General features: G+C 51.4%; 18 protein-coding genes. 11 read left to right on the top strand and 7 right to left on the bottom strand.

Translation table 11 applies throughout. The features are described from left to right. The first annotated feature begins 59 nt into the window (after window positions 1-59). The 5 genes from GOV45_RS08930 (at window position 60) to GOV45_RS08910 (ending at window position 7,780) form a co-directional block, all read left to right on the top strand. Window positions 60-1,013, top strand: coding sequence for an ABC transporter substrate-binding protein (locus GOV45_RS08930; RefSeq protein ID WP_170476519.1), 954 nt, complete (start codon window positions 60-62; stop codon window positions 1,011-1,013). Window positions 1,014-1,088: 75 nt separating this feature from the next. Beyond that, the gene (locus GOV45_RS08925) at window positions 1,089-2,108 is read left to right on the top strand and encodes a quaternary amine ABC transporter ATP-binding protein (RefSeq protein WP_170476517.1); all 1,020 of its coding nucleotides are present in this window, start codon (window positions 1,089-1,091) and stop codon (window positions 2,106-2,108) included. Beyond that, entirely contained in the window at window positions 2,108-4,093 is a 1,986-nt protein-coding gene (locus GOV45_RS08920; protein ID WP_170476515.1) for an ABC transporter permease, read from the top strand. Before GOV45_RS08925 ends, GOV45_RS08920 begins: the two co-directional genes overlap by 1 nt. A gap of 4 nt (window positions 4,094-4,097) precedes the next feature. Continuing rightward, a complete protein-coding gene (locus GOV45_RS08915) occupies window positions 4,098-6,470 on the top strand; it encodes a DUF1989 domain-containing protein (protein WP_170476513.1) in 2,373 nt (790 codons plus the stop codon). Beyond that, window positions 6,467-7,780 carry an NAD(P)/FAD-dependent oxidoreductase gene (locus GOV45_RS08910; RefSeq protein WP_170476511.1) on the top strand — a complete coding sequence of 438 codons (1,314 nt, stop codon included), beginning with the start codon at window positions 6,467-6,469 and terminating at the stop codon, window positions 7,778-7,780. Before GOV45_RS08915 ends, GOV45_RS08910 begins: the two co-directional genes overlap by 4 nt. Here GOV45_RS08910 and GOV45_RS08905 read toward each other — a convergent pair. The 5 genes from GOV45_RS08905 to GOV45_RS08885 form a co-directional block, all read right to left on the bottom strand. Next, entirely contained in the window at window positions 7,777-8,943 is a 1,167-nt protein-coding gene (locus GOV45_RS08905; protein ID WP_170476509.1) for a cytochrome P450, read from the bottom strand. The two genes, GOV45_RS08910 and GOV45_RS08905, sit on opposite strands and share 4 nt — an antisense overlap. Before the next feature lie 60 nt (window positions 8,944-9,003). Continuing rightward, window positions 9,004-9,171, bottom strand: coding sequence for a hypothetical protein (locus GOV45_RS08900; RefSeq protein WP_170476507.1), 168 nt, complete (start codon window positions 9,169-9,171; stop codon window positions 9,004-9,006). Window positions 9,172-9,195: 24 nt separating this feature from the next. Beyond that, on the bottom strand, window positions 9,196-10,572 hold the full coding sequence (locus tag GOV45_RS08895; RefSeq protein ID WP_170476505.1) for an ammonium transporter: 1,377 nt from the start codon (window positions 10,570-10,572) through the stop codon (window positions 9,196-9,198). Window positions 10,573-10,941: 369 nt separating this feature from the next. Continuing rightward, window positions 10,942-11,409 carry a lytic transglycosylase domain-containing protein gene (locus GOV45_RS08890; protein WP_170476504.1) on the bottom strand — a complete coding sequence of 156 codons (468 nt, stop codon included), beginning with the start codon at window positions 11,407-11,409 and terminating at the stop codon, window positions 10,942-10,944. Window positions 11,410-11,702: 293 nt separating this feature from the next. Beyond that, on the bottom strand, window positions 11,703-12,194 hold the full coding sequence (locus tag GOV45_RS08885) for a hypothetical protein (protein ID WP_170476502.1): 492 nt from the start codon (window positions 12,192-12,194) through the stop codon (window positions 11,703-11,705). Window positions 12,195-12,741: 547 nt separating this feature from the next. Between GOV45_RS08885 and GOV45_RS08880 the strand changes: the two genes are divergently transcribed. Beyond that, window positions 12,742-14,631: an SLC13 family permease gene (locus tag GOV45_RS08880; RefSeq protein WP_170476500.1), complete on the top strand. Its 1,890-nt coding sequence runs from the start codon at window positions 12,742-12,744 to the stop codon at window positions 14,629-14,631. Window positions 14,632-14,759: 128 nt separating this feature from the next. On the opposite strand, the gene GOV45_RS08875 is transcribed toward GOV45_RS08880, so the two are convergent. Further along, window positions 14,760-16,670 (bottom strand): DUF3604 domain-containing protein, encoded by a 1,911-nt coding sequence (locus GOV45_RS08875; RefSeq protein WP_254447946.1) that lies wholly within the window; start codon window positions 16,668-16,670, stop codon window positions 14,760-14,762. A 249-nt stretch (window positions 16,671-16,919) separates the two neighbouring features. On the opposite strand from GOV45_RS08875, the gene GOV45_RS08870 reads away from it, so the two are divergent. Both GOV45_RS08870 and GOV45_RS08865 read left to right on the top strand, forming a co-directional pair. After that, a complete protein-coding gene (locus GOV45_RS08870) occupies window positions 16,920-18,206 on the top strand; it encodes an aspartate aminotransferase family protein (RefSeq protein WP_170476630.1) in 1,287 nt (428 codons plus the stop codon). Further along, window positions 18,203-19,144 (top strand): phosphotransferase enzyme family protein, encoded by a 942-nt coding sequence (locus GOV45_RS08865; RefSeq protein WP_170476498.1) that lies wholly within the window; start codon window positions 18,203-18,205, stop codon window positions 19,142-19,144. Before GOV45_RS08870 ends, GOV45_RS08865 begins: the two co-directional genes overlap by 4 nt. A 722-nt stretch (window positions 19,145-19,866) precedes the next feature. On the opposite strand, the gene GOV45_RS08860 is transcribed toward GOV45_RS08865, so the two are convergent. After that, window positions 19,867-20,517, bottom strand: a complete 651-nt coding sequence (locus tag GOV45_RS08860; RefSeq protein ID WP_170476497.1) for a hypothetical protein — start codon at window positions 20,515-20,517, stop codon at window positions 19,867-19,869. Between the two features lie 612 nt (window positions 20,518-21,129). Between GOV45_RS08860 and GOV45_RS08855 the strand changes: the two genes are divergently transcribed. From GOV45_RS08855 to GOV45_RS08845, 3 genes are read left to right on the top strand one after another with little or no spacing between them, the layout of a single operon-like run. Next, the gene (locus GOV45_RS08855; protein WP_170476495.1) at window positions 21,130-21,936 is read left to right on the top strand and encodes an amidohydrolase; all 807 of its coding nucleotides are present in this window, start codon (window positions 21,130-21,132) and stop codon (window positions 21,934-21,936) included. After that, a complete protein-coding gene (locus tag GOV45_RS08850) occupies window positions 21,933-22,310 on the top strand; it encodes a FixH family protein (RefSeq protein WP_170476493.1) in 378 nt (125 codons plus the stop codon). The genes GOV45_RS08855 and GOV45_RS08850 overlap by 4 nt, the downstream gene beginning before the upstream one ends. Beyond that, on the top strand, window positions 22,307-23,431 hold the full coding sequence (locus tag GOV45_RS08845) for a cytochrome-c peroxidase (RefSeq protein WP_170476492.1): 1,125 nt from the start codon (window positions 22,307-22,309) through the stop codon (window positions 23,429-23,431). The genes GOV45_RS08850 and GOV45_RS08845 overlap by 4 nt, the downstream gene beginning before the upstream one ends. The last annotated feature ends 166 nt before the right edge of the window (window positions 23,432-23,597 follow it).

The raw sequence follows: 23,597 nt of genomic DNA, 5'->3' as shown, positions 1-23,597 counted from the left end.
AATGAACTCTCGCCTGTAAGGGCGTGCAGGCTTCGTCAAAAGCAACTGGGAGAATGAAGATGAAAAAACTGACTTTATTAGCCTCTGCAAGCGCCGTCGCATTTATGGGTGTCGCCGCAAATGCGGCTGACAGCGATGATCCGATCGTGATCCCGATCCACAACTGGTCAAGCCAGATTGTGATGTCGAACGTGGTCGGCCAGATGTTTGAGGAAATGGATCTGAATGTCGAATACGTAACCACTGACAGCCAAGCCGTATACGAGTCGGTTCGTCTGGGCGATGTCGCGTTGGAGCTGGAAGTATGGGAAGGCGCATTCGGTGCTTCCTTCCGTGAGGCTTTATCCAAGGGCGGGCTGCACGATGCTGGCGACCACGACGCGGTAACCCGCGAAGATTGGTGGTATCCAATGTGGACCAAAGATGCTTGTCCTGGTCTGCCGGACTGGAAAGCGTTGAACGACTGCGCTGCTGTATTTGCAACAGCTGAGACGGGCGACAAAGGTCGTTATTTGGACGGTCCGGTGGACTGGCTGAAACACGGGCAAGAGCGCGTCGAGGCGCTGGGCATGGACTTTGTTGTTGTAAACGCGGGTTCTGCGGCGGCTCTCTGGGCTGAAATCGGTGCGGCAGAGGCTGAAAAGAAACCGGTCGTTGTATTCAACTGGACGCCTAACTTTGCCGAAGCAGTGTGGCCGGGCGAGTTTGTCGAGTTTCCTGCATGGGAGGATGGGTGTGACACCGATCCGTCGGTTGGACCTAACCCAGATGCTCTTTACGACTGCGGCAACCCCGCGACCGGCTACCTGAAAAAGGCTGCCTGGGATGGTATGAAAGACAAGTGGCCAACAGCTTATTGCGTTTTGACGAAGATTTCTTTCACTAATCCTCAGATCGCTGAAATGGCTAAACTGGTAGACACAGACGAGTTGGAGCCAGAGGATGCAGCGGTTGAATGGCTGTCTGCAAATCGTGGAATCGTCGATCCCTGGATTAATGAGTGCTCAGGCTGATCCTTGCGTGATTTGACAAACATGCCCGTCCCGCGAGACCATGCGGGGCGGGTGACCTGATGACAGGGGATTGGCATGGCTCCGGTAATTTCGGCCAGAAGTGTTTGGAAGCTTTTCGGTGCGCATCCGGAAAAGTACCTGCGTACGATGCCGGAAAATCACAGCTTCGATGACATTCGTGCTGATGGATATATCGCTGGGGTAAAGGATGTATCTGTAGATGTGAGTCAAGGCGAGATGCTTGTCATCATGGGCCTCTCTGGTTCGGGAAAATCAACGCTTGTTAGGTGTTTTTCCAGGTTACACGACATTACCAGCGGAACCATCGAAGTCGATGGTCAGGATATCATGTCTTTGGCAGAAAAAGATCTGATAGAACTGCGCCGTTCAAAGATGGGGATGGTGTTTCAGTCGTTCGGTCTGCTGCCGCATCGTACAGTTTTGGAAAATGTCGCGTTCCCATTGGAGATGCGTGGACAGGACAAATACACAAGACGCGAGCGGGCGCTGGAAGTTGTGCGTTTAGTCGGACTTGAAGGACGGGAAGACTATTTCCCCCGGGAACTTTCAGGAGGACAGCAGCAACGCGTAGGTATAGCGCGATCACTCGCGATCGAGCCGGACATCTGGTTTCTGGACGAGCCGTTCTCGGCGTTAGATCCGCTTATTCGCCGTGAAATGCAGGATGAGTTCCTGAGGCTGCAAGAGATGCTGGGTAAGACGATTGTCTTTATCACACATGACTTTGACGAAGCGCTTCGGCTGGCGGACCGCATTGCAATCATGAAAGATGGCGCTATCGAACAATGCGATACGCCGGATGCGATAGTTATGAGCCCGGCGACCGAGTATGTCAGGAAGTTCACGGAAGATATCGACAAGGCCCGCGTTGTTCATGCGCGCGGCTTATCAAGACCTGTCAACGGCATGACGCTGGAAGGAAATGCCGTGGACGCAAAAGCGACGATTCAGGATCTGGCCCGGCAACTGGTGAATGAAACACGCGAAGCAATTCCTGTCGCTGATAAGTCCGGAAAAGTGATCGGTGTCATGCATAGATCCGAAGCTCTCGATCTGCTGTTAGGGGCTGGCTGATGGCCGTAACCCACGCCTCCGACGTCGGCGGGCGCGCCCACGCCGGTGTTGGCAGGAATCCGGTCTTGCTGACTCTGGTCGGAACAGCGGTCGTTCTTATGGTGGCGCATGCGTTTGGTGTACTCCCACCTTGGTTGCAACGAATACCAGAGACGATGATCCCGCCAACTGCCGAAGCCCTTGATGCGGTATTCGCATTTGTTCAGAATGACTTGGGCCTTATCTATGTCACTAGGTTTATCGCAGAGGGACCACTTGAGTTTTTCTTGGATGCGACCGCAAACTTGCTTTATGGCAAGCGCCGTTGGCCGATGCTGGGACCAATCCCTTGGACAGCGATCGCGGGTGCAGCGGCAGTGCTTGGTTATTACCTTGGCGGTTGGAGGCTCGCCGTTCTCGCAGGCGGCACATTTGTCTGGACCGCCCTGATCGGACAGTGGGACATCGCGATGCAAACGATGTCAGTGCTGGTTGTCGCTGCACCGATTGCGTTTTTGATTGGTCTTCTTTTGGGTATAGCTGCCTGGAAATACGTCCGGGTAGACACAGTGATCAAACCGATCCTGAGCGTGCTGCAAACGCTTCCATTTTTCACTTATCTGCTGCCGGCTGTAATTTTCTTCAAAGTTGGGCCGACGGCAGGTGCGGTAGCAACGATCATTTACGCCATGCCGCCCATGATACTGATGACGACACTTGGTCTTAAGAAAGTAAGCCCAGAAGTTGTCGAGGCGGGTAAGATGTCAGGGTGTACCCGTTGGCAAATGCTGACACGCGTCTATTTGCCAGCTGCACGGACCGAAATTTTGGTCGGTGTTAACCAGGTGATTATGCTTTGCCTTGCTATGGTCGTTCTTACAGCCTTCATTGGGATGCCCGGGCTTGGCGCAAAGCTGCTAGCTATGATGGGCAGCTTCAAGCTAGGCCGTTCTTTCGAGATAGGCGTGACTATAGTTTTGTTCGCAATTATGCTGGACCGACTGTCAAAAGCGTGGGTGGTTAAACAACCAATACACTTTGAGAAAGGCACGCCTTGGTGGAAGCAACACGCATATCTTTTGATCGGCCTAGCAGTTTTTTCGTTTTTTTGTATTGTTTCGCAATTCGTTGATGTCTTTGCGGAAATTGGTCGACGGCAGTCTTTCTCAAAAGGCAAAGAGATTGACGTTGCCATTAAAAGTTTTCTGGCGATTGATGCCGTGAATGCGGTGACAGAATGGTTGCGATGGTTTCTTAACGTCAAAGTTCTGATACCGTTCAGGAATTCACTTCTGTGGATTCCAACACCCGCATTTATCTTGCTGGTCACGGCACTGGCGTATTGGCTGGGCGGCAAACGGCCCGCAATCTATGCCTTTGTTTTCTTTACATTAGTCGCCTTTTCAGGTTGGTGGGACCGATCAGTTATCACACTCTATACAGTCATTTCCGCCGTAATAATATCGATGCTTGTGGGCATTCCGCTTGGTATTTTCGCTGCTCGTTCAGCGAAATGGTCGAACCGTATTCTGCTGGCCTGCGATACGGCGCAAACATTTCCGAGCTTCATCTATCTCATTCCGGCCATTATGTTGTTTGGCGTGAATGATGTTGCCGTCGTTTTTGCAATTGTGATTTTCACAACCGTCCCATTGACGCGTTATACGATCGAGGGACTTCGCACTGTACCCCCGGAAATCACCGAGGCAGCCGACATGTCAGGGGCAACGCGCAGACAAAAGTTGTGGTCAGTACAGTTGCCGATGGCGTTGCCGACTATGGCTGTAGGATTTAACCAAGCAATTATGTTCGCCTTCTTTATGGTGATCATCGCGGCGTTTATTGGCACCCAGGATCTCGGCCAGGAATTGCAGAGGACGCTTGCGGGGACAGAGCTTGGCAAGAACATTGTACTGGGTCTAAACGTGGCATTCATGGCCCTGACATTTGATCTTGCGGTTATGGCCTGGGCCGAAAAACGCAAAAAGATGTTGGGGCTCGGATGATGATATGAACAAACCTGAGTTTATCGAGCATCCCTGGGAAAGGCGTGGGATCGTTTCTCCTGGCCTGCCGATCTTGCCACACGGTGTCGAACGTCATCCGGTGCCCGGAGGTGGGTCACGAGCTATTCCGGTTTTTCGCGGGGATGAGATCAGTGTTGTCGACAAAGAAGGCTTACAGCAAGGTGAACTCGTGTTTTTCGCACCCGACCGAACTTCGGATGCGACAATGCTTGGGGCAATCGGTAAAGGGCGGCCCACCGCAACAATCGAAACCTTGGCAAACAGTTCACGATCAGGCGCTAAAGTATTGAAAGCACTGTCTGCATCGGGTTTCTCGATTGAAACTGGCGATGCTATCGGCGTTTTTTCCGAAGGATCCAAGCCGGGTGATACGACAAACTTTACAGCGGAATGCGATGGTTTGTTGATTTGCGCCGCTCCGGGCAAACCGATGAGCCCAGAAAAACAGAACGCACCTACTGAGCTTGTTCTATATATCCGGCGGGCCGACCCAAAACAGGCCAAAGGCGTATTGGGTCCACCCGAACCACTCGCCGACCCGCTGCAAGATCTCAATATTCAGCCGGGGAACGCAACGGCCTATGAGGTCAAAAAGGGTCAGTATATTCAAATACTTGATGTAAAAGGAAGGGAGTGCTCGGATTTTCAGGCGTTCTCGCTGCGCGCACTCGACGACGGCCTCGAGCGCGAGATCGATCCGACGACAACCCGCAGCTTGATGGGAAGCCTATATCCGAACCCGGGCATCTTTTCTAAGTATTGGTCAGTTGATCAGGAACCGCTTGTTGAGATCGTGCAAGACACCTGCGGCCGGCATGACACCTTCGGTCTGGCGTGTACCGCCCGCTACTATGAAGACCTCGGCTATCCGGGGCATATCAACTGCTCGGACAACATGAATGCGGATTTGGCAAAGTTCAACGTTCGACCCCGCGGCGGCTGGCCGGCAATAAACTTCTTTTTCAATACAATGCTTGATGACACCAACGCCATCGGGATGGACGATCCATGGTCGCGCCCCGGCGACTATGTGTTGCTGCGCGCATTGTCTGATTTGGTTTGTGTAAGCACGGCGTGCCCTTGTGATGTCGATCCAGCAAATGGATGGAACCCGACGGATATCCAGGTCCGCACATATAAGGCAACCGAGGATTTCAAGAGATCCGTTGGTTATAGAAAGTCTGCGGAGGCGGATGTGGAAGAGACAAAGAAAACCGCGTTTCATGATTGCTTTGCGCGCCACACAGAAGACTTCGTCGAGTATAATGGCTATTGGTTAGCGAATACCTTTCCCAAGCTTGGGAGTATAGCGGAGTACTGGGCCGTACGCGAAAAGGCAGCGGTAATGGATTTGTCGCCGCTGCGGAAATACGAAGTAACAGGCCCAGATGCCGAAGAGCTGATGCAGGCCTGTGTTACGCGTAATGTCAAGAAAATCAGCGTCGGACAGGTGAGCTATACCGCCATGTGCTACGAGCATGGTGGAATGATTGACGATGGCACAATTTATCGGTTGGGGGACAACAATTTTCGTTGGATAGGGGGCAATGACACAAGCGGTCTATGGCTCAAAGAGCAAGCCGTTAAGCGAGGTTTAAATGCGTGGGTGCGGCCGTCTACAGACCAGCTCCATAACATTGCAGTCCAAGGGCGCCATTCAAAGGATATCCTGAGGAAAATTTTTTGGACGCCGCCAACCCAACCGTCCGTTGAGGAGTTGCCCTGGTTTCGAATGACTATTGCCCGCATCGGCGATTACGCGGGAACGGCGGTTGTGATTTCGCGAACCGGTTATTCGGGCGAGTTGGGGTACGAGATATTCTGCCACCCAAAGGATGCGGTCGAAGTATTCGACGCAGTTTGGGATGCTGGTCAGGAATATGGCATAGCGCCTTTGGGCCTTGCCGCGTTGGACATGATGCGGATCGAAGCCGGATTGATTTTCGCAGGCAGCGAATTTGACGACACAACAGACCCGTTCGAGGCCGGTATTGGCTTTACTGTGCCATTAAAGACAAAAGAGGACGATTTTATTGGCCGAGCCGCATTGGAGGAGCGTAAGGCGCATCCGCATCGAAAACTTGTTGGATTTGAAATCGAAGGAGGCACCGTGCCTTCGCCCGGTGATTGCGTTCGCGTTGGGAAGGCGCAGGTAGGTGAAATCACCTCGGCAGTAAAATCGCCAGTTCTTGGAAAAGTGATCGCGCTTGGCCGGGTTGTAACGACGCACGCAGGCGTTGGAACGGAAATCGAAATTGGCCAACTTGATGGCCAGCAAAAGCGATTAAAAGCTCGCGTTGTGAAGTTTCCACATTTCGATCCCGGGAAAGATCGAGTGAAGGGTAACTACGATTGAAGGTCTTCACAGCGGATGCTGTACCTGGACGTCCATACTGGTGGGATCATGTGGCATGGCCAACCCTTGGAGAAAGGCCGCCAAATCAAACGGAAATTCTGATAATTGGCGCCGGATATACGGGGCTGTCTGCGGCCATCGCTGCTAATGCTTCAGGTGCTCGGGTTTTGGTCATAGACAGTGGACAGCCGGGGCAGGGGGCCTCGACCCGAAACGGAGGCATGTTGGGTGCACACCCGCGGATTGGTTGGGATACACTGGCCAGTCGATACGGGCCATCCGTTGCTGACGCGCTGTTTTCCGAGGCCGCAGATGCACTGAGCTGGATCAAGAAACTTCTTAGGAACGAAAAAATCGCCTGCGACTACGAAGAATGTGGGCGAGTTCAACTTGCTTACACATCTGATCATTTCGCGGCGCAAAAAAGGATGGCTGCGCAGATTTCTGAAAAAGGTGGCGGGCCGTGTGAAATCCTGAGCCGCGATGAATTATCGAATTATATTGCCACACCACTTTATAAAGGAGCCATCCGGTTTCCCAAACACGGCGCGTTGCACCCGGCGAAATACCTGCACGGTTTGTTGAGTGCTGTATTGAGCCGTAAAATCACCGTAGTTTCAAATTGTCCGGCAGTTAGTGTCCAAAACGCAGGAACAAAGTGGAGGGTCTCAACGCCGCATGGAGAAATCACCGCCGACAAGATCGTTTTGGCTACGAATGGCTACACGGGACAACAGTTTCAATGGTTTAATCAACGTGTGTTTCCGGTGCCAAGTTTCATCATTGCCACAGAACCGTTGTCACCTGAATTGATAAAGGAATTGGCGCCAAGCCGTCACATGATGGTGGAAACTCGAACGCACCACAGCTACTTCCGAGTGTCACCCGACGGATCTCGAATATTATTCGGAGGCCGCGCAGCCCTTGTGGATATCGATCTTACCAAAGCCGCGCGTCGCCTACGCAAAAAAATGGTCGAAATCTGGCCGGGGCTGCGAGATGTTCAGTTGTCACACGTTTGGACAGGAAACACAGGTTTCACCTTTGATCAGTTACCGCATGTAGGGGATCGGAACGGTGTCCACTATGCATTGGGGTATTCCGGGGGTGGAACAGTTTTAGCTCCATGGTTGGGCAGAAAAGCTGCGCTTAGGGCTGTGGGCTCGCCGGAAGGAGAAACAGCTTTTACGCATACGCGGTTTTCTTCTCGCTGGTTCCACTCCGGCGGACGACCGCATTTTCTGCGCCCACTCGATCTGTGGTATCGTCATTGGGTCGATCGACGTGAAGACAAAACCGCAAACGACTAGTTGGCCCAGACTGGCATCACAGACATAGTCAGGGGGCTAGTGTTGCCGCTGTCAGGCAAAAAGACTGGTTCCTCTGCAAGTTCGATAGCCTCCCACCGACGTAGCCAGACGTTCAACGCGGCCGTCATGTCTGTTCGCGCGACAAGGTGTCCCAAACAATGATGAGCGCCCCCTCCGAAACCAAAATGCGGTTTTCGGCGGACGCGAATATCAAAATTGCCATCATGGCCTGTTTCAGGGTCTGTAGCAGAAGCATGAACCAAAATGTGCACAGTTTCCCCTGCGCGAATAATGACATCACCGATGGTGACATCTTCCAATGCTTCGCGGGTCGCCCAAGTCGTTGTCGGGCGCATTCTGATCACTTCGTCGATGGCGTTTGAAACCGCTTGCGGATTGTTCCGCAACCAGGTCCACTGTTCTGGATGTTGCGAAAAAAGATGTGCGGCAAAAGCGAGTTGCGCGCGAGTAGTATCCACGCCGCCAAAGATCGAAATTACCGTCAAATCAATTAGCGCCTGACGATCTTCATAGTCTTCCGAAATTAGGCGGGCAACAAAACTGCCGCTTGGCGGTGCATCGAGCAACCGATTTGCCATTTTCGTCAATCTGTCTACGGACGCGTTTACCTCTGCCTGATAATTGATTGCCTCTGGCCCCATAGCGAGACCTAGGCAGGTTGCGTCTGCTGCAAGGCGCTCGGAGATGTGCAATGGCAGGCCTAATAGTGTTGTAATTGCCTGTCCTGCGAACGGTTCGGTGAAACCGTCAATTATGTCAAAAGGCTCATGACTAAGAAGGTTGTCACACAAGGTTTCTGCGATTTCGACAAAATCAGGCTCCAGCGCAACGATATGTTCCTGCGCCAATGCATTCTGCGCAATTTTCCTCAATGCTGAATGTTCTTCGCCTTCCAGCGATATAACGCTGCGTTTCCAAAACTCGGCGAAACTGCCCTTTAGCCCCACCATGTTCGGCCAGGAGTGGCTGCCTTGACGAAATCTCCGGTCACGCAAAATCATACCGCCTTGGCGGTGTCTTAGAACTGCATAACCAAACGGCGTCCGGGCACACCAAGCTGTCTGGCGCGCTGTGTGCACTTCCTGAGAACGCGTTGAAAAGGTCGGACTTGCTAGATCTAGAAATGGAAGACGTCGATCCATGGCTGTCCTGTCTGAAAAGGGCCGCACCAATTGGGCGGCCCTTTAGATAGTTACTTGAAGTTACTTTTTCAGTTTCTTGTAGGCGTCATGCTCGTGCTTGTAGCCACTCCAAAGAGTGTAAATGCACACCAAAACGGCGAGAAGAAACCAGACAGTCGACATTGATGATCCTGCCCCTGTGAAGATCGGGCCAGTCATCTCATCGACGTTTGCTAGATCAAATCCCATTTTTCAGTCTCCTAATTCAGATGTTTATTCTGCAGCAGGCGCGGAAGGAACAATGCCTTCCGGATACGCCTGCAATGGTACTTTGGTTAGATCGAGCCCTGCGAGTTCTGCTTCTTCCGCCACGCGCAGCATTCCTAGTGCATTGAGGATCCAACTGACAACGTACCCAGGCACAAATCCCAACAGGAAAAATACAACCGCGCCAACGAGCTGACCTACAAGCGACACAGTGGCAACGCCGTCACCCTGGATGGCTGGAAGACCTGAACCCCAGATGCCAAACATGATCAGACCGAACAGACCAATCGTACCGTGAACAGTTACGGCACCGACAGCGTCGTCTATGCCGCGTTTGTCTAAGAAATTGTAGCAAGGTTTCAGCAGTGCTCCGCCTGCGGCGCCCATTACGAACGCGAGCGAGGGATCATAGACGTCAAGTCCCGAAGCCGTGGCGATGATGCCGGCAAGGGCACCTGACATCATAAAGAATGGGTCACGAGCGATTGCCCACGCGCCAATTATACCACCCGACATACCCATCAGAATGTTGAAAGCCAACGAAGACAGAGTCATCGGGGTACCGTAGATTGTTGTCGCTTTATCCGCGTACCAGCTCCACCCTTCACCCGGGACAATGACACAGGCCATCAGAAAACCCCAGAATCCAACGATAATCAGCATCAGGCCGGTTACGGTGAAAGGCATGTTGTGTCCTGCGATGTGATTTGCCGAACCGTCTTCGTTGTATTTACCAATTCTCGGGCCAAGATTGATCAAAACGCCAAGGGCAAAGAAACCTGCCACGGCGTGTACCAGTCCCGCTGCGCCAAAGTCGTGTACTCCCCATTGGGTTACTAGCCATCCGTCTGCGTGCCAGCCCCAAGCTGCTGCAACAACCCATGCGAACGAGCCCAGAACAACGGCAAGGATAACAAATCCAACAACTTGAATTCGCTCGATTACCGCGCCTGAGAAGATCGACGCTGTGGTTGCTGCAAAAAGTGCGAAAGCACCCCAGAACACACCTGTCGCCTGATCATCCAGATTGGGTCCTGCACTTTCGGTCCATGGCCACGCGAATGCAGCGTACTCGGCTCCGGAAATGCCCATGGCGCCCTCTGAGAACGTGATGCCGGTTGGGAACCCCCAGTAGACCCACCACCCAAAGAAATAAAATGTGGGCATCATAAACGCGAATGCGAGAATGTTCTTAATGCCCGACGCAAGCACGTTTTTTTGACGGGATGCACCCATCTCGTATGCCAAAAATCCGGCGTGTATGATAACCATCAAAGGTATTGTTAGGTAGTAGTAGGTTTCTGCAAACATTGTGTTCGTTACAGAAGCCGCTGCTTCCAGTTCCGCGACTTTCGCCGCTAGTTCCGCTAGTTGCTCTTCCATGTTCCCATCCCTGCTTGGTTCCCGAGGTGGAGTTTTTGTTACAGACGAATTTCAACAGTCTGCGACAAAATGCTACACTAAACCAATTCGAAACCAGAACATAAAATTTTGATCCAAAAATATCCCAATCTGTTTTCGAAGTTGCCGCTCACTTCTGAACCCTCAACAGCAGGCCAATTGAGGATCCGAATTATTGTGCTTGAGGTATATCGATCTTGTCAAAAATGCTTAGAACTAATTCCAATATCACTTGATAGAAAGCGCTGGGTGCCTTTCTGATCTGACTGCAAACACAAAAGAGCAATGGATTGGTCATTGCAGAGGAATCGGAAGCCGAAAGTATTTTGATTCCGAAACTTCGGTATTCCCTCAGCCGCAGTATTTTCGCACCTCGGTATCCCTAAGCCCAGTGTCCACAAGCATACAGCGGTTCCGTGCCTCGTAATAATATCCACGCGCGTACCACATCACAGCTTCGGGTTCGCTTCCGTCAGAAACCATCCAAGCCCCACGCAGGTATTTTACCGCATAGGTAAGGTTGGTCTGTGCGTCCAATAGGTCCGAGGCTTCGCCTTGAAACCCCATTTGGCGCGCCGTAGCTGGAAGGATTTGCATCAAACCGTAGTAGGGACCGTTGCGTGCGTAGGGGCGGTAATCGCTTTCCCGCTGGATCACGCGGTGAACAAGGCTCCGCGGCACGCCGTGGGCGTCCGCCGTTTCGTTGATCATCACGCGAAGCTCGACCGTTTCATTAGGATATAGTCGAGTCACTGTTTCCTTTGGCGCGCTGCTGCAAGCAGCCAAAGACGATGCTACGGTTAGGATCAGGTATCGCATCCGACCTCTCAACGTACTGAAACTTGATGCAATCACTGCCTATCAGCGGCTGATATTCAATAGCCTTGAGACTCAATGCGCGGGTTTCGGCCTGCTGCGCAATTTTTCTTCCGTAAAACGAGTACATCCAGAAACTTGGTATCATTTCACGGGGCAGCATAATGCAGCTGCTGTCAGCGTGGCAGGAAGCTCAAAGCGTCAGAGTAAAGAAGCAAAGCTTCCAAGTTGCGCATTACCCAAAGATTGAAGTCAAATCCTGAATATATCGGAAACTAAGATTTAGCAGGAGCCGATTATGCGCCAGTAGTCTCCGGATTGACCGCTTCAGCATACCCATCAGAGTTGTCGAGCCAGTGCAACAAAGCTCCAATTGGCGCAACGAACGCCACTAACAGTTGCGGTGCGCTTTCTTTCTGGGCAAGACGCCCAATGCGTCTGCCTATGGCCAATAAGAAAATGGCGCCTAAAACTACTGTGATCGCGCTGGCCAATGGTGCCTTTACCAGTTGATAATTCTGTGTAGCTACAACCGAGATTGCAAGACTTACGCGGGCAAATGCGATGCCATCGACAAGTCTGCGAAGCTTTGGGAAAATAAAGGTTGTTAGCGCCGCTGCGAAGCCGACGACAACCATATACAACAGTCCGGCAAATACGGGGAAGGGCAATCCGAAAACGGTACCGACCAAGTGCGAGTAAAGAACAAAACCCGCCAATGAGGCCATGAAGCTCGCAAACGCAATCCGACGCCTTTCAAGGTAGCAGTGGGTCAGTATTTTTTGCATCAGCGTTTCCTCTGCATCGCAAGCCCCGCGTTGGACTAAATGAAGCTTCTGTGGATCCAGTAGGGTAACACTTCAGCATTATTAGGCGGTCGCTCGTAGGGCGACCCGACGAAACGTCCCCCATAAAGCCAATAGAAAAGGTCGTACTTTCTAAAATTTTTAAGTTCGTCGCCAATATTTTCAGACTGACATTGTGTCAAAAATGTGTCCACCGTGCACTTGGAAACACATTGTTCTTAAAGTGGAAACTGGCGTCGCATCCGTTTCTGCTTCAGATCTCAAACGGAAGAAAATCTCTGCGTTGCTCCGATCCGCGTTCGAACGTGCCTGCCGGGTTTGCGGTCTCCATTCGGCGGAAACAGAGCGCGCCTGCGAATACGGCGGTAAACCTGCGTTCGCATGCGCGGCTTACCCTGTCCTGAACTGCAGAAACTGCTAAGCAATTGGTTGGGGCAAACCGGTCAGAATGCTTTTGGCCTTATCTTCCGCGCACAGTTGGTCCTTCGCATTTACTCCCAGTAGGTTAGGGTAAGGTCAGGAGTACGCTATGGAATTACCTACACTGACCTATGAAATGATCGCAGTGCTGAGCTTGCTGTCGTTCACGGTCTTACTTTTCGTAACCGAAGTCGTGCGGATTGATGTGGCGGCCGTTCTTGTGATGGTACTGTTGGGCGCGCTGAGTTATCTGCCTGGATTGGGAAATCTGGCCAATGTTACCGAACTTTTTCAAGGCTTCTCCTCTAACGCGGTGATGTCCATTATTGCGGTTATGATTCTTGGTGCGGGGCTCGACAAGACTGGACTGATGTCAAAAGTTGCTGCCGTGATCCTAAAAAATGGAGGGACCACAGAAGCACGTATTATTCCAATTGTCTCAACAACTGTCGGCATTATTAGCTCGTTTATGCAGAACGTCGGGGCGGCAGCGCTTTTTCTACCGGTTGTTAGCCGTATCTCAGCGCGTACAGAAATCCCGATGAGCCGATTGTTGATGCCCATGGGGTTTTGCGCAATACTTGGCGGCACCATCACTCTGGTGGGTTCTTCACCATTAATCCTTTTGAACGACCTTATTGTCTCGGCAAATGCGTCTTTGCCCGCGGATCAGCAGATGGAAACATTCGGTTTATTCTCCGTTACACCTATCGGCGTGATGCTGGTTTTGACCGGAGTACTTTACTTTGTGCTGGTCGGACGTTGGGTTCTGCCTGCGCACCGCGAACGGGGAGAGGATGCCAGCTCAGCTCGATCCATGCAGGCTTATATTGAAAATACGTATGGTCTTCGGGCGGATATGTTCGAAGTTCGAGTTCCGGAAGGCTCAATCATCATCGGACAGACCCTCGCGGATCTGATGGTCGCCCATCATATGTATATCCTCGGCACATCCTATCGAGGCCACAAGGTCATCGCACCAATGGCTGACACCAAGATAGAGGCGCCAGCGCGATTGGCGGTGCTTGGCCTGCGTCGAGTTGTTCAGAGGGAGTTTGCCGAACCGTACGGACTGGAAATTTTGCCGCAACTGGATGTATTTGCAGATGATTTTGCCGCAACTCAATCAGGGGTGGCAGAGGTCGTTATTCCGCCTGGCTCTTCGGTTATTGGTGAGACCCCGATTGATCTTCGTCTGCGTCAAACACATGGGCTGTCATTGTTGGCTATTCAACGTGGCGAGGAAACTTTAAGCCATGTGGAAACTGAGGATCATGCGGCCACACATATCGGGCAGGTGCCTTTGCAGGCAGGGGACACTTGTGTCGTCCATGTACAGTGGGATCGGCTGACCCGACTAAAGTCCGACAGAGATTTTGTTGTAGTAACCTCGGACTTTCCGCAGGAGGAATTGCGGCCGCACAAAGTCGGCTGGGCAGTCGCCTTTTTTATCATAGCGTTGAGTTTGATCCTCTTCTCCGATTTGCGTCTGTCTTTGTGTCTGTTGATCGGTGCTATTGGGATGGTGCTGAGCCGAGTACTGTCGATTGATGAAGCCTATGAATCGATCAGCTGGAGCACGGTTTTTCTGCTCGCCTCTCTGATCCCGCTTGGTCAGGCGGTCCAAAACACCGGCACCGCGGATTGGATCGCTGCGCACGTACTAGCTTTCCTGAAAGGTTGGCCAATATGGTCGTTGCAAGCTGGAATAGCAGTTTTGGCTACAGCGTTCACGCTGGTTATGTCCAACGTAGGCGCAACTGTTTTATTGGTTCCGCTAGCTGTTTCTATTGCGGTATCAGCGGGAGGAAACCCAGCTGTGTTTGCCTTGACGGTGGCAATTTCAACGTCCAATTCATTTTTGATCCCGACCCACCAGGTGAATGCTCTAATTATGGGACCTGCAGGTTACCGGGTGGTTGACTTCCTTCGTTCTGGCGGCATCATGACGTTGCTTTTCTTGATTGTCTCCATGACCGGGTTAGCGCTCTTTTTCTAATCCGTTTTTGGTAAGGTCATCGACGTTCAGCAAAAGCTACAACGCAGCTTTTTCCGCTCAACTGGCGTATGCATTGGCTGCAAAGACCGTGCGCTGAACCTAACGCAAATCAGATTTTGCAGTCAGGACTATTGTACTGGCACGTACCATATTGGTGAAGTATAGGCGCGTTCCTGTGTTATCAATTGGACGTCTTCGGGCATTTCTATTCCGAACTTTACAGCATCATAAGCTGTCCATCGTGGGGTAGGAATTTCAATCACTCGAGCGTAGTAGAACGCGCTTTCCAAAGGATCAAAGTCAGGATCTTTCCACACGGTCCCCAACTCAGAGGCCCCAATTGTGTTTGTCCAAGATGGAATTGAGAGGTCCACGGTATTTCCCACGGGTGGTAACTTCCCATTGGCATTAGGTTCACGGTCCCCCGACCAGCTGATATCATAAACCTTTTCCTGTTGCTGGCCTTCGGTGTCCAGCCAACCCTTGATGATCTGAATGCGATCCAGATTGGCACCCACCGGATCACGAAGCGCATAAACTAGAAAAGAAGGGGCGCCTTCTCCTGTACCTAGATCACTACCCATCGGCACACCTTTGGTGTAGCCTACTAGTGCCAAATCCCGTCGCAACGCGTCGTCTTCTTTGAAGGAATAACCTCCGAACATTCGGACGCGTATACGGGGTCCTGTGGTTGCATAGGTTTCACGCCGATGCATTGCATCCCAAATTGCCTCGCGGGAGTTTTCCTCCGCCCACACTGCCGTCAGGCCTCCGGTAATGTATTGCGAGGACCGCAGCGCGACTGCTCCATCAGAATATGTCTTGCTTACATGTTGGCTACGTTCTTCACTGGGTTCGTACCCAGTGAACTTACCAAAGAAATTGTCGTTGTCGGGCGCGGTCAAGCCAGTGTGCGTGTCGCTGGCTCCGCCGAAGCCAAATTTGAAAGGGTTCGTCCCCAATTTGTGTTCCAGTGACAGGCCTCGAAGCAACCCAGATCGAGCATATTCACCGGGCAACATATCTGGCTTTTTCGGAACCGAAGCATCCAGGTTCCCGTAATCCCACGTCTCAAAGTCAGCAAACTCATCATCAGGGGACAGGAATGGGTGCGCCTCACCGTCGCCTTTTATCTGCGTTGGTTCGTAAAGTCTTTCCCATCTGTTTCGAGCCTCCGCATAGGTGGGGTCCAGTGGTGCGCCATCTGCAAAGTCATCGACAAGCGGAAACATCCAACCGTTCGACAGATTACCATTGTGAGGGATCACCAGTACGCGTCCGCCGGTCGTTTGCTCATAATTTTCCAACCAATTCCACAGGTCACGAGGGTTCGGGGAGCCTACGGGCGGCGTCGTGGTGTATGGTAGTATTTGCCGTGTGCGTTGGGGGCCATCTCGGAAAATCACGTTTCGATGCAGATTGTTGCCTGCGACGAGGGACGTCCATTCATAGGCGATGAACGTGCTGAATACGCCGGGTTCATTATACTCTTCGGCCGAATCGATAATGTCGTCCCAAACGCGAGCATAAGCGGGATTTCCCGGTTGATAGTTCAGCGCAGGGGAAACCTGCCCTTGCGCGAATGCCGCAGTCAACTCAAGTGCCGCTGCTAATGCGGCTTCTCCACCTTTATTGAACTCTTCGTGAAAGTATCTGCCTTGCTCATCTGCAAGGATGTTCGGCGCGCCACCGATAATGTCGGTGATGGCACCCATCGCATCCGAATGATCTGTTATCATGAAGAAGTCGAGAGGTCGGGATAGTTTGACAGGTTGGCCGGTGTTTGACATCACCTGCTCGCCCCGCGCAAACCGATATGCGTCGCGAGGCATGAGCCGTGTGCCCCCTCCGCCGGCATCCCCTGACAATCCTGTGTGAACATGCGTGTCGCCAAAATAGACTTGGGTCGGAAACGCGCGTTCGGCGTAAGGCGAATAAGGTCGCCCAGAAGGTCCGGCAAGCCCGAATGGGTTAATAGCGTCCTGAGCAAAGGCTGGGCTCCCAAGAATAAGAGCGGCGGGAAATATTAAACGAAACAACTTTTCCTCCCTAATTGGGGGCATTATATCACATATTCACGATAGAAAATGTCTTCGGTTGGAATTCGGTTGTCCGAAAAGCCGTCGAATCTGCGTTGGTCCCTATGGATCAAACGACTGCACCGCGACCAAATCGACCGATAAATACCTCTTGCTAAAATAGTTCTGAGCCTTAAGCAACGTCGTGCTTCTGTGCAAACAACGTTTGCCTTGTTAAGTTTGTTCCAAGCAACATGGATCAACTTCGCTTTGGCACGCACGACGCAACAACTCTTGGAAGACCGGGCACGATTGCTTGGGCCCAACGTATCCACTTTTTATGATAACCCTGTCCACTTTGTGAAAGGTGAGGGCGTTTGGCTTTGGGACGCTGATGGTCGAAAGTACTTGGACTGTTACAACAACGTGCCGCATGTCGGACATTGCAATCCAAGGGTTGTTGAAGCGATTTGCCGTCAGGCCGGCAAGCTGAATACGCATACTCGGTATTTGCATGAAGGGATAATCGAATACCTTGAGAAACTAACCGACACGATGGCACCGTCTTTGAATACAGCCATTCTGACCTGCACCGGATCAGAGGCAAACGACATCGCCTTGCGGATGGCGGAAGCCGTTTCCGGTAAACGCGGGATCATCGCGACGGACGCGACCTATCATGGCAACACGTCACTTGTCAGTCAGCTCAGCAGGTCGAACGTACCGGATGTCGGTTTCGGGCTGGACAAATACGTTCGCTTCGTCAACGCGCCGGACAGTTATCGCTACCCCGATACAGATGGACAGCACTTTGCAACGGCAGTGACCGAACAAATCGACGTGCTTGAGAAAGATGGAATTGGTTTTGCCACACTCATTGTTTGCCCCTTTTTTCTGAATGAAGGATTTCCGGACAATCCCGACGGCTGGCTACGACCTGCGGCAGATGCAGTCCGCAAAGCTGGGGGTCTCTTGATCTGCGATGAGGTGCAATCGGGATTTGGCCGCACTGGTACGCACATGTGGGCGCACGAAAAAATGGGCATCGTCCCTGATATAATGACACTGGGAAAGCCAATGGCAAATGGGCACCCTATGGGCGGAGTGGTAGCTGACACCGATATCGTTGCTGCATTCCGCCAAGGGTACAGGTACTTTAATACATTTGGGGGCAACCCTGTATCCTGTGCGGCGGCCATTGCCGTACTGGAAGAACTGGAAGAAGCGGAACTTGTCGCGAATGCCAAGCGGGTCGGTGATTATGCGCGCACGCGAATGGCGGCGTTGAAGGAAAAGTACGACTATATCGGAGATGTCCGTGGATCTGGATTGATTTTCGGCGCAGAAATGGTGTGTGACAGAATAACAAAAGACCCAGCCAGTGATTTCACTGACCGCGTCATCAACGAAATGCGCCAACGCGGGATCATCCATTCAAAACTGGGGCGGTACAAAAACACCCTAAAAATCCGTCCCCCCATGCCTTTCTCTTGTCAAAACGCAGACCTATTGTTCGACAATTTGGACGAGGTTCTGGGCACCCTTGCGCCATCGTGAAACATGTCGTTGATACCGCCTTACGTGTATGGGGTATGGAACGCGCCGACGTCAGCTTGGTCGCTGAGCGAGAAAACACGGTATACGAAGTGCGTTTGGGAACCATTCGCCTGGCGCTTCGCGTACACCGGAAAAGCTATCGCACCGATGGTGAGCTGCGATCGGAACTGGAGTGGATGGCGGCGATGGCCGAAGCGGGACTCTCTGTGCCCGCGCCGGTTCCAACTCCTAAAGGTGAGGTTCTGCGCCATATCGATGGGTTTCAAGTGGATGTTTTGACCTGGCTCACAGGCGAAACAATGACCTCTGCTTTGCCAAAACTCTGCGTTACGGAGCGAAGGCAGCTTTTTTTTGAACTTGGTCGCGAAATGGCACGCCTTCATCAAGTGACCGACGCGTGGGATGCCCAATCAGGATTCATCCGGGTCCACTGGGATCGTGACGGGTTAGTCGGCGACGCTCCGCTATGGGGCAGGTTCTGGGAAAACCCCTCTCTCACAAATGCCGACCGGGCCGTCTTTGTGAAATTCAGAAATCACGCATCAGCTAAACTCAACCGGATCGGAAAATCGCTTGACTATGGATTGGTGCATGCAGACCTCGTGCCGGATAATATATTAGTAGATAATGGTTTTCTGAAAATGATCGACTTCGATGATGGTGGCTATGGCTATCGTTTGTTCGACGTTGCAACAGCGCTGTTCAAGCATATTTCTGACGCCGACTATCGAATGCTTCAAAGCCGCCTGTTCGATGGCTATCGGTCAATTCGCCCTCTGGATGTTTCTGAATTGGATCTGTTTCTGTCGATCAGAGCTGCAACCTACGTTGGGTGGGTCATTACCAGAGTGGACGAACCCGGTGGTCTGGAAAGAAATACGCGTTTCATCGAAACCTTCAGACGTCTGGTTACAAAATACCTTCAACATCTTGAATAAAATAGTCATTCGGCCTGGGATGTGCTGCAGAGTTTTACAAGCCTTGTTTTCGTTCGCTGTGACCGGCTCCAAGGCTTATCCTGCAGCCAAAACAAGCGTATAGCTTTCTTTTAACTAACAAAGATACCTTTAATTATATACAATACAGTGTTAGTATTCGCACTGATTTAAATTACTATAATTTTGTTAGATGCTCATATCAAAAAGACGCATTTGCCGGCGGCTGGGCCACTGGTTTTTACCACTTGACCATTTTATTGATGACCAGGACGGTGACCTTTACACGTTTTGGCATTGCCCGTTGTGCGGTATTGAGCGGGTATCGAAAAGCATCCAGATTGAGGCAGCTCGCCGCCGCCAAAGATGGTTGGTCACAGGGATTTTGATACTTGCGATCTGGGGACCGATTTTGGCATTTGACCGGGTATTCGCCTAAAGGATTCCCCCAACTGTTTCGTCGAGGTTGGATGCCCTTAGAATTTGAGAGGCCTAAATGAAAAGCTCGCCAAGTTTCTGCCTTTTCTTGTTTATTACCGCAACGAAACAGTCAATTGTACAAGGTGTGAGGCTGATCTGTTGTCCAATTGGTAGGTCGAAGGTGATTAGAAAAGGCGTCATGGGAAAAGTCAAAAATTCAGGACTATCGCAGTTTCAGCAGAGTTTTTGCACAAAGGGCCGCTTCGGGTTCATAGAACAGGAAGCGGCTTGTTGCTAGGGGCGCGTCATAAGGCGCCTTCGGACAAAATAATGCTTGGCGGCTCCTTGATGGCTGAAAACGGATACTCGCCGGAAAACTGAAAATCCGCGAATTGAATTTCTGCCATTTTGCTATGCATGAGTTTGTTCAGAACGACGCGTTGGGTTGCTGCAGATGATAGCTCCCCCAATGCTATTTTATAGCCTTTATTCCTTGCAACCTCGTGAGCGGCGTTGCGCATTTGTTGGTAGATGCCTTGCCCAATTGCCTCTGCCGATACTGCTCCCATATCGACCAGCGCCGCGTCACCAACGGAAACCTTTCGTTTGAGTTCATACCGACGGCATAACTCCGCTGTAAGAGCCAGCATTGGCGCAAAACGTTGTGCTAGGGCAGGATTTTTGGTCGGCAGACTCGTGAAATCTGTTACTATGAGACACCCGACAAGTTTGTTAGATCTGAGGTCTGTTGCAGCAACCGATAAGCCTTCTTCCACCATTTTTTCGAACGGGCGGCGGAGGTAATCCTGATACTCATTCAACTCGATCCCCAAGGCCCGATGTAACGTGCTAGATGCTACAAATACGCGGGTCGCCAGATCGAATGCCGACTCTAAGTGCTCCTGTTCAAACGCATGTACGTTAATCTTCATACCGTTCACCTGCTGACGGCGCATACTTGGTGAAATTTCCGTTATCTCGCATAGAGACAATTGTCTTATTATCCGATTGTTCAGATCGTTCCAGAAGTTCCACGATCCAACCACCGAGTTTTTCCGTGGCCTCAACTTAGTATCCGACATTTGGTGTTTGGAACTGCGCCTATCCAAAACCCAAGAGTAATTTCGGAGTCAAAGGTCATAATGCGAGTAGAGATGGGTTGATCAGTCACGCGAGCGATCCAGATAATTCAGGTTATGACGCTGGTATTTTTGTTCAATTCCTGATGGTGTCCTGAGCACGTTTCCCGCCCGTTGGCCCAGACAAAGCGCTATTTTTTAGAATCCACACATGGTTGAAGTCGAGTGAAACCGAACGATTAAAGCTAGCATTCTATCAATGGAGCGAATTTGTAACCATATGATAAAATTAGCTTTTCGCTCATACCAATGGCTGAAAAGGTGGGCGGCAAAATCTACTTTGCGAATAATTCAGCCAAATTGATCTTGAACACTGAAATCTAGTACGTCGATGTCAGCTATCTTAAATAAAATCTTCGGTCCAATATGGACGCTGGGTTAAGATGCTCCAGTTTCCGAATTGATATTGCCATTTCGAGGACCCATAAGGTGCTAAAAATACTCCTCCCAATAGCCGCAATTGTGCTAAGCAATGGTGCGGAGGCCGACGAGCGGCCAATCTTCGATGCACATATTCACTACAGTCATGATGCCGTGAAACTGGTGCCACCCGAACAGGTGGCCAAAATCCTCAGGGATGCTGGCGTACGAAAGGCGTTAGTTTCCAGTTCGGACGACAACGGCACTCAACTGCTGGCGGCAGCGGCGCCTGACATCGTTGTTCCGGCGCTTCGGCCTTATCGTCGTCGTGGTGAGATCAACACATGGATGCACGATGACACTGTCATTGACTATCTGGAAGAAAATCTGGCGAAAAATGAATACGAAGCAATAGGCGAGTTTCATGCATACGGGGATGATATCAAGACATCGGTTATCCAGCGTATGATCGAACTTGCAAAAGAGCGGAACCTAATTCTTCACCACCACGGAGATCGTGAGGCGGTCGACTTGATCTTCGAAACCTGGCCGGAGGCTCGGGTGCTATGGGCCCACTCTGGCTTTGACGATCCGGCAAATGTTGTTGAGGCTTTGGACGCGTATCCCAGGCTTTGGGCCGATCTGGCATATCGATCAGATATGGTTTCACGCGGCGTTCTTGACCCTGATTGGAAAACCGCATTCGAGGCGCACCCTGATCGGTTCATGGTCGGCACGGATACTTTCGCGCCGGAGCGTTGGTATTACGTGGGGCCGCATGCCGATTTTTCACGCGGCTGGTTGAATTTGCTACCTGACCAGATTGCGGACAACATCGCGTTTGCTAACGCAGAAAGGTTGTTGGCATCAGAATGATCCGCTGGTTTTTCTGGTTTCTAATTTTTTCCGGCACGGCCATGGCCTGTGAATCTAACGGTCAACGCATGGTGGAAGAAACTCAAAATGCGCCCGAAGTGCATTTGGTTGTTGATGAAATTCTGTTGGCCCAACCGTTTTCTGTTCTGGTTTCGATCTGCAATGAAATTACAGTGGGTGACATACGTGTCGATGCAATTATGCCTGCTCACCAACACGGATTGAACTATGTACCCGAGGTTACCGCGCTGGGCGACGGTGTGTTTCGGGTGGACCAGATTCTGTTTCATATGCCGGGATTATGGCAGTTGCAGATCGACGTCGAATTTAGGGGAGAGTCATTGTCTTACACTTCCGAAATTGAGCTGAAATGAAGCGGTGGGTGACAGCCGCATTGTTGGCAATGCCGGGAACGGCGCACGCAGAAGTGCTCTTGTCGCGGAATGAAATTCAACAAACACTATCTTTTGGGCCGTGGCCACCGTCATTCCAAGCTGACCCCAGCAACAGAGTCTCGAATAATCCAAGGGCGATTGCGCTGGGAGCGGCGTTATTCAGTGATCCCATTCTTTCTGTCGACGGTGCATTCGCGTGCGCAAGTTGCCACGACCCAGAGCAGGCATTTACCACCTCCGAGCCCCGTGCGGTCGGACGCGTCTTATTAGATCGGAACACGCCAACACTGAAGAACCTGGCAGGCCTACGTTGGTATGGCTGGGCAGGTAAGAGTGATAGTCTTTGGGCAGCCAGTTTGCATCCGATCATCGAAAAAAGGGAGATGGCGCACAGCAAGGAAAGTCTAAAAGACGCTATTGTTGCGAGTCCTTATATTAATGATTTTGAAGCCATTTTCGGTGATACCCAAAACCAAGGAGCCGATTTAGTATTAGTAAATATTGCCAAAACTCTGTCATCCTACTTGGAAACTTTAACTACCGAGAGGAGCCAATTTGACGATTTTCGGGATGCGCTAGAGCGCGGCGATATGGCCGCCGCTTCAAATTATCCTGACGCTGCTCAGCGAGGTCTTCAGCTGTTTCTGGGACGCGGAAATTGTTCGTTGTGCCATAACGGTCTCAGGTTTTCCAATAACGAATTCCATGACGCTGGCGTGCCGTATTTTCTTAGTGAAACCGAAGTTGACGAAGGTCGGTTTGGTGGATTGAACTTTTTACTCTCCAGCGCTTACACGCTAGATGGGGATTGGAGCGACGATCCTGCTAAGCAAGGTGCATGGGCCGTTCGTAGTATACGCCGAAGCCATTCCGATTTTGGTACTTTCCGTACGCCATCCCTGCGGGATGTGGCCGAAACTGCTCCTTATATGCATGACGGCAGCTTGAACGACCTAGAAGCTGTTGTACGACATTACAACGAGATTGATGTGGAAAGACTTCATGCCGACGGTGAAGCCATACTATCCGAATTGAATTTGTCTGAGCAGGAAGTCTCTGATTTGGTGGCGTTTTTGGAGACCCTGTCTAGCTCTCCGTAACCTTGGAATTTTATTTCTGATCAGGTCCCAGAGTGTTTTCGAAATTTGCGATTTGGTGTCAGAGCTAGCCATCGCTGCATGGCAACTGTCAGGGCCTAAATTGACAGAGGATCAAGCTCAGTGCCGTCATTTTTCTGTCGCAGACAAAAGCAGCTTTGCCAACAAA

This window comes from Ruegeria arenilitoris (genome assembly GCF_013035425.1).
Classification (GTDB): domain Bacteria; phylum Pseudomonadota; class Alphaproteobacteria; order Rhodobacterales; family Rhodobacteraceae; genus Ruegeria; species Ruegeria arenilitoris_A.
This window is presented reverse-complemented; position numbering and strand designations above follow the sequence as displayed.